The 6,591-nt window shown below is 70.5% G+C and carries 7 protein-coding genes; 4 read left to right on the forward strand and 3 right to left on the reverse strand.

Going from position 1 to position 6,591, the window contains the following annotated elements; translation table 11 throughout:
- Positions 1-52: 52 nt before the first annotated feature.
- Positions 53-301 (reverse strand): hypothetical protein, encoded by a 249-nt coding sequence (locus AOJ26_RS05050; protein ID WP_053846940.1) that lies wholly within the window; start codon positions 299-301, stop codon positions 53-55.
- 434 nt (positions 302-735) lie between these two features.
- Here AOJ26_RS05050 and AOJ26_RS43315 point away from each other — a divergent pair, with 434 nt between their 5' ends.
- Complete coding sequence (locus AOJ26_RS43315; protein WP_063790228.1) at positions 736-1,113, forward strand: CAP domain-containing protein; 378 nt, start codon at positions 736-738, stop codon at positions 1,111-1,113.
- A 25-nt stretch (positions 1,114-1,138) separates the two neighbouring features.
- Here AOJ26_RS43315 and AOJ26_RS05060 read toward each other — a convergent pair whose 3' ends face one another.
- On the reverse strand, positions 1,139-2,059 hold the full coding sequence (locus AOJ26_RS05060) for a terpene synthase family protein (RefSeq protein WP_199828827.1): 921 nt from the start codon (positions 2,057-2,059) through the stop codon (positions 1,139-1,141).
- A 352-nt stretch (positions 2,060-2,411) separates the two neighbouring features.
- Here AOJ26_RS05060 and AOJ26_RS05065 point away from each other — a divergent pair, with 352 nt between their 5' ends.
- The 3 genes from AOJ26_RS05065 to AOJ26_RS05075 all read left to right on the forward strand — a co-directional run bounded on the left by AOJ26_RS05065 (position 2,412) and on the right by AOJ26_RS05075 (position 4,812).
- Positions 2,412-2,627, forward strand: a complete 216-nt coding sequence (locus AOJ26_RS05065; RefSeq protein WP_053846943.1) for a hypothetical protein — start codon at positions 2,412-2,414, stop codon at positions 2,625-2,627.
- A 180-nt stretch (positions 2,628-2,807) separates the two neighbouring features.
- Complete coding sequence (locus tag AOJ26_RS05070; RefSeq protein ID WP_053846944.1) at positions 2,808-3,986, forward strand: cytochrome P450 family protein; 1,179 nt, start codon at positions 2,808-2,810, stop codon at positions 3,984-3,986.
- Positions 3,987-4,158: 172 nt separating this feature from the next.
- Positions 4,159-4,812, forward strand: a complete 654-nt coding sequence (locus AOJ26_RS05075) for a class I SAM-dependent methyltransferase (RefSeq protein WP_053846945.1) — start codon at positions 4,159-4,161, stop codon at positions 4,810-4,812.
- Between the two features lie 89 nt (positions 4,813-4,901).
- Here the strand turns inward: AOJ26_RS05075 and AOJ26_RS05080 are convergent.
- Positions 4,902-6,591: peptidoglycan-binding protein (locus AOJ26_RS05080; protein WP_234358445.1), on the reverse strand; the 1,690-nt coding region annotated here is incomplete at its 5' end.

Raw genomic sequence — 6,591 nt, forward strand, 5'->3', positions numbered from 1 at the left:
CGGCGGGAGGGGAGCCGTCCGAGACGACTCCCCTCAGGTGGTTCCGGCGCTGTCAGTCCCGCAGGCCCCAGGTGAAACCGCCGGAGACGCTGCCATAGCGCGGGAACTCGAACGGCCCAAAGTGCAGCGGCCGCTCACGGCCACCGTGGAAGCCGTCCGCACCGGTCGGGCCGTCGAGCCCGGGGAAGGCTGCGGCCTGCGCCGACTGCGTGGACGCGGCGGCGACGGTGGCCGACCCGCCGGCCAGCACGGCCAGCGCGGCAACGGCCACGACCGCGAAACGGCGAACCTGCAAGGACATGGAGACTCCTCGAGAATATGGATCTGCGTACAGGAGAGGGATTCGGTGTTTCACCTTATCCGCCGCGACCTGGGCCAACGGATGAGAAATGCCGATATCCCTCGAAGGGGGCACGGAGTACAACACCCGAAAAGATGAGGGAAAGAAAAAGAACGATGATCAAAGCGAGAGTCCGGACGATATTCGCGGCCGTGGTTTGTCTGTCGTTTCTGCCGACCCATGCCGCACCTGCGTGGGCCGATCCGCCGCCCGTTCCCGGCCCGTCCGCTTACCCGCCCCCTGCCTGGTCACCACCCGGCCCCGCGCAGTGGCAGGCGCCGGGCCCTCCGCAGTGGCCGGGACCCGACTCCGCGCACTGGCAGGCCTCCGCCCCGTCCGGGGACGGGGCGGAGCCCGCGTCGGGCTCCGCCGCCTCCGGGGCCGCTGCCTCGTCGGTGGCCCAGAAAGTGGTCAACGAGATCAACCGGACTCGTTCCGCCGTGGGTTGCGCGCTGCTGCGCCTGCGGACCGCGCTCAGCAGGGCCGCTCAGCGGCACAGCGACGACATGGCCCGCCACGCTCGCCTGAGCCACACCGGATCCGACGGTTCCAGCCCGGCCGACCGCCTTCGCGCCGCCGGCTACCGCGCCACTGCCAGCGGCGAGACCATCGCGTCCGGCGCCGCATCAGCGAGTGCGGTCGTGGCACTGTGGATGGACAGCGGGCCCCATCGGGACATCCTGCTGGCCTGCCGGTACACCCAGGCAGGCGTGGGTGTCGCCGCCGGTGCCGGCGGGCCGTGGTGGACGGCGGACCTCGCCTCCGGCGGCTGAGACCGACGGCGAGCCCGCTCCGCCGTCAGACGAGGTCGGCGTCCCACCACCAGGCGATGCAGGGCGCGCCCTCGACCGGCCCTGGCCGGCTGTCGGAGGGCTCCTGGGCGAACGTCAGCGACAGGTCCTCCCGCTCGTCCGGCCAGCGGCCCAGGCTGAGGTAGCGGGGCACGCGCATCCCCCATTCGTTGTTGCCCCGCATGCCGTGGCGCAGCCCCTGCAGGTAGCGGGCGAGTTCCGTGCCGGCTGTCGGGCGCACGCGGTCGTGCAGCTGGAGAAACCGCACCAGGATGCGGTCGCGCAGCGCGTTGGCCTCGTGCACGGCCTGCTGCAGGGGGAGGGCGCGCTGGGCCATCAGCACGGTGTAGATGTTCTGGTCCGCGTGGCCCCGGGACATCTCCTTGTGCAGGGAGTGCCGGTCGTTGTCGAGGGAGGCCACCATGATCGCCATCTCGGTCAGGGCCTGCACCGCAGGGCGGTACAGCTCGCGGTCCGACAGGTCGCCTCCCGTGGCGATCTCGAGCAGGGCGAAGGTGGGGTGCCCGCCGGCCGCCAGCAGCCGCATCGACAGGAACTCGTCGAGCTCCGGCATCCGGCCCACCGCCTGGTTGCCGATCTGCCATGCCACGCCGGACAGCCATGCGCGGTGGGCATGGACGAAACGGCTCACCTGAGTGGGAGGGGTGAACGAACGGATCCGGCGCATGATGTCCTGCAAGGCGCGGGCGTACCGGTCGTCAGGCCTCGCGGAGTCCGTCTCGCAGGCCCGCTGCACCTGCCCGGCCAGCGCGTTGAACTGAGCTGGACGGCCGCTGAGGGGCCCGCTGTCACAGCGGGCGTCGTCGAACCCGAAGCCCCAGTAGACCCACAGAGCCGCGGCCAGCAACCGGTCCTCGTCCGCCACCGGGGCGAAACGGGCATAGAAGTCGGCGCTGTGCGTCGCCACGACCCAGGCTTTCTCCCGTTCCGAAGCGCACATTCCGCTGCCTTCGATCCATTCCACAGCCCGCTCTTCGACTCGGCGGACTCCTGGATGGATTTCGGATTCCAGCGGGCAGAAAAGAGGGGGCAATTCCACCTCGGACACGCGGGATCGCATGGCGGCGTGAACCTTCCGACGAAAGGACGGGGGAGTTCACGATGATCTGCAACCCCACTCGATGAAGCGACAGGACGTGCCCTGGACGGCGCGTGGTCAATCAGAACGGATGACTGGTCACACGCTGTTGACCGGGCCTGTGCAGATCACACAAACCCCAGCGCTGTGACCTGCTGAGGAACACGTCGTTGAGACGGGCATGCGATCTCCTCTCCTCCATCGTGCAGCCGTCGTACTCGTCGCCGTGGCCGCCCTCCAGAGCGCCTCTCCGGCCATGGCCGACGACAAGAACCCCGACGCCCAGTCGGGCTCGATCGATCCGATCACCCCGTTCCTGGCAGGAGCGTCCACGCTCGCGGCCATGGCCGAACCCTTCTACAACGCGGTCACCGGCGCCGCTTCCCCGCGGGGCTGACCGCGCACATCAGAGTCCGGCCGTGATACGAGGCCGCTCTAGGTGTACGGCGGTCGGACGGGCTCCGTTCGGCAGGGCGGCGCCCGTCCGACCCTCGCGCGCCCAACACAACTGACGCTCACGCCAGCCGTGTTGGGTGTGTCGTGGACGACGCGGCAGGGCCCATTGGACTCTGAGAGCATGACCGACCCGACTCAGGACCCACGCTTCCTCCAGGACCCCTATCCCGCCTTGGCGGCCATGCGGTCCCGGTGTCCTGTGCAGCCGATGCCCGCGGAGTCGGGCGGGCGCCCCGGCTACCTGGTCACCGGCTACGCGGAAGCCAGGCAAGCCCTCGGCGACCCGCGGCTCTCCAAGGACACGGCCGCCTTCTTCGCCGACAAGGAGTCCCGGCGTCGTCTGCACCCCGCGGTCGCGCAGACCATGCTGGCCAGCGATCCGCCCCGGCACACCAGGCTGCGCAAGCTGGTGACCAAGGCCTTCACGACCGGGGCCGTTGCCCGGCTGCGTCCGTTCATCGCGCAGGTCACCGAGGAGATGCTGGACCGCTGGCCCGTCGGCGAGCGGTTCGACTTCGTGGCCGCCCTGGCCGTGCCACTGCCGGTCATCGTGATCTGCGAACTGCTCGGCGTCCCGCGGCAGGACCGGCCCGACGTACAGCGCTGGTCCGGCGAACTGTTCGCGGCAGGCAGACCCGACGTCATCGACGCTGCCTCGCATGCCCTGGCCGACTGTATGACGGGCCTCGTCGCCGCCAAGCGCCTTGACCCCGGTGACAGTCTCCTCGACCACCTCATCGCGGCACGGGACGGAGCACAGTCTCTCAGCGAGGAGGAACTGGTCTCCGTGGCGCTCCTGCTGCTCGTCGCCGGGCACGAGACCACCACCAACTTCCTCGGCAACGCCGCCCTTGCGCTGTTGCAGCACCCTGCCGAGCTGGATCGCCTCCGCGAGAATCCTGATGACATTCCGGCCGCGCTGGACGAGTTGCTCCGGTTCGACTCCCCGGTCAGTACAGCCACCTTCCGGTTCACGACCGAGCCGGTCACGCTCGGCGGTGTCGACATCCCGGCCGGGGCGCCGCTCCTGGTCGCCCTGGGCGCGGCCAACCGTGACCCAGTGCGCTTCCCGTCACCGGACCTTCTCGACCTGGACCGGGACGCCACCGCACATCTCGGTTTCGGCCACGGCATCCACCGCTGTGTCGGCGCGCCCCTGGCCAGGGCCGAGGCGGAGATCGCCCTGCGAGCGGTACTGACCCGGTTCCCCGGCATCCGGCTCGCCGTACCGTCTGATCGACTGGACTGGCGGCGCACTCGTCTCATGCGTGGGCTCTCGGCACTTCCTGTCATGGTCTAGCGCGAGATCCCGCGGGGTGTCCGCTGTCTCCGCCGTCGGTCCGAGGTCTGTATGCCGGTCTGTTTGCCGGTCCGGCAACTTTTCGTGCGGATCGGTGCCGTTCCGCGCACCATCGACAGGGCGCCCCGATGGGGCGGAGCGGCACAGCACCACGAGCAACGGGAGGCATCCGGTGTCAGGACACCACCAGCACGGCGAACAGGCGGCCACTGAGATGTTCGAGCCGGCGGCCTGGGACGAGCGGTACGGCGGTCAGGAGCGGTTCTGGAGCGGAGAGCCCAATCCGCAGCTCGTCGCCGCCGCCGGGGAGCTGACCCCGGGCACGGCCCTGGACGTCGGTTGCGGCGAGGGAGGTGACGTGGTCTGGCTGGCCGAGCAGGGCTGGCGCGTGACCGGCGCCGACTTCTCGGCCGAGGGTCTGGCCCGCGCCGCACGTCACGCCGAGCAGGCCGGTGTGGCCGACCGCGTCGACTGGTGGCAGGTGGACGCGAGGACCTTCGCTGCCGGCGACCGCTCGTACGACCTGGTCACCAGCCACTATCTGCACGCCCCGGACGGCGGCATGGTCGATGTGACCCGCCGCCTGGCCGGTGCCGTCGCCCCCGGCGGCTTGCTCCTGGTGGTCGGACACGCGCCGTCCCACGAGTTCACGCACCTCAGCGAGAGCCACCGCAAGGCGATGTTCCTGGCAGCCGAGCTCCTGCCCGGACTGCCGGACGGCTTCGAGCCCGTCGTCGTGGAGCAGCGCACGCGAACGCTCAAGCGGGACACCGGGCCGGTCGAGGCCGAGGACTCGGTCCTGCTGGCCCGCCGCACGGAACAATGAGCAGTGAACACCTGCTGTGCGCCGGTGCCGGAGTCCTGGGCGGGCCACCGTAGGTGCGCCCGGCCCGGCGAGGACCCCGGCCGGCCGGATCAGCGGACGCGGATGAAGACCACGTCGTAACCGCTGGTCGTGGAGCGGGACTTGACGTAGACGCCGTCGCCGCCGCCGTCGGGGTTGCCGGTGTTTCCCTCGACGGTGGTGAAGGACGAGCCGGACACGGTCCGCACGATGCCGATGTGCTCGTTGCCGCCGGTGAAGTCGCTGCCGCCGTCCCAGTCGAAGGCGACGATGTCACCCGGCTGCGGGCTGGTCGTCACGGAGAGATGGTAGTTGCCGGCCCGCGCCTGCTTGACCCAGCCCGAGACGTAGGAGTTGCGGTAGGAGCTGGCTCCGGTCTGCTTGGCCACCCAGCTCACGAAGGTCGCGCACCAGGCGTAGTTGCTGGTGGACAGCGAAAGGCCCACGGACGAGCCGTAGCTGTTCGCACGGGCGCTGCCCTCGACCGTGCCGACCTCGGCCGCCGCCACGTCGAGGATCTTGGCGTAACCGCCGCCGGGCGGGGGCGACGAGGGCGGTGTGACCGCGCCGTACAGGGCGGCCTTGGTGTTCGGACCCACGTGACCGTCGACCGAGAGGCCCTTCTCGGCCTGGAAGTCCCTGACGGCGCTGTCGGTGAGAGGACCGAAGTCACCGTCCACGGCGAGATCGGCACCGTGGTGGTTGAGCAGGCTCTGCAACTCGGTGACGCAGCCGCTGCGCTGGCCCTGCACGATCTCGTTCGGGCAGGAGGAGGAGTTCAGATTGACGGGAGCGGGGGCGCCGTTGCCGCCGCCACCGCCGATGTTGGCGTACAGGGCGGCCTTGGTGTTCGGGCCGACCTGGCCGTCGGCGGTGAGGCCGCTCGCGGACTGGAACGCCTTTACGGCCGCCAGCGTCTGCGGGCCGAAGCTGCCGTCGACGGCGAGGCTCTGCCCCTTGCCGTTCAGCAGGGACTGAAGTGTGGCGACGCAACCGCCGCTCTGCCCCTCGACGATGTTCTCCGGGCACGACGCCGACCGCAGGTCCAGGCCCGTCGACGGTGACTCGTCGGTGTCGTACAGCGCCCGCTTGGTGTTGGTGCCGACCTGGCCGTCGGCCGTGAGGCCATGGGCGGACTGGAAGCTGCGGACGGCACTCGCGGTTCCGGCGCCGAAGTCGCCGTCCACGTCGACGGCGTACCCGTGGTGGTTGAGCAGCCGCTGCAGTTCCGTGACGCAGCCGCCCTTGGCGCCCTGGACGATGTTCGCGGGGCAGGAGGCGGAGTTGAGATTGAGGGGGGCGGGCGCCGAACCACCGGTCGCGTACAGCTTGGTCTTCGTCGCGGGGCCCACCCGGCCGTCCACGGCGATGGCGGTGGCGGCCTGGTACTCACGGACCGCATACAGCGTGGCCGACCCGAACTGACCGTCCACCACCAGGCCGGCGCCGTGCGCGTTCAGCAGGTTCTGCAACTCGGTGACGCAGCCGCTGGTCTGGCCCTGGAGGATCTCGTTGGGGCAGGAGGCGGACGTCAGCTTGATCGGGGCCGGTGCGGCGGACGCGGGGCCGGCGCCGAGGACGATGCCAGCGGAGACCATCGCCGCGGTGGCGGCGAAGGTCCCCACGCGAATGCGCCAACTCGGCCCGGTGCGGTGTGCGGGCCGTCGGGAGTGGTTCTTGTCTTCGGTGCGGGCGAGGAATGCGGGTCTTCCCATGGCGGCGAGGTTCTCCTTCTCGGGGCGGATGGGGGCGTGGCGGGAG

Origin of the sequence: Streptomyces sp. NRRL B-24085 (genome assembly GCF_001282115.1) — a bacterium.
GTDB lineage: Bacteria > Actinomycetota > Actinomycetes > Streptomycetales > Streptomycetaceae > Streptomyces.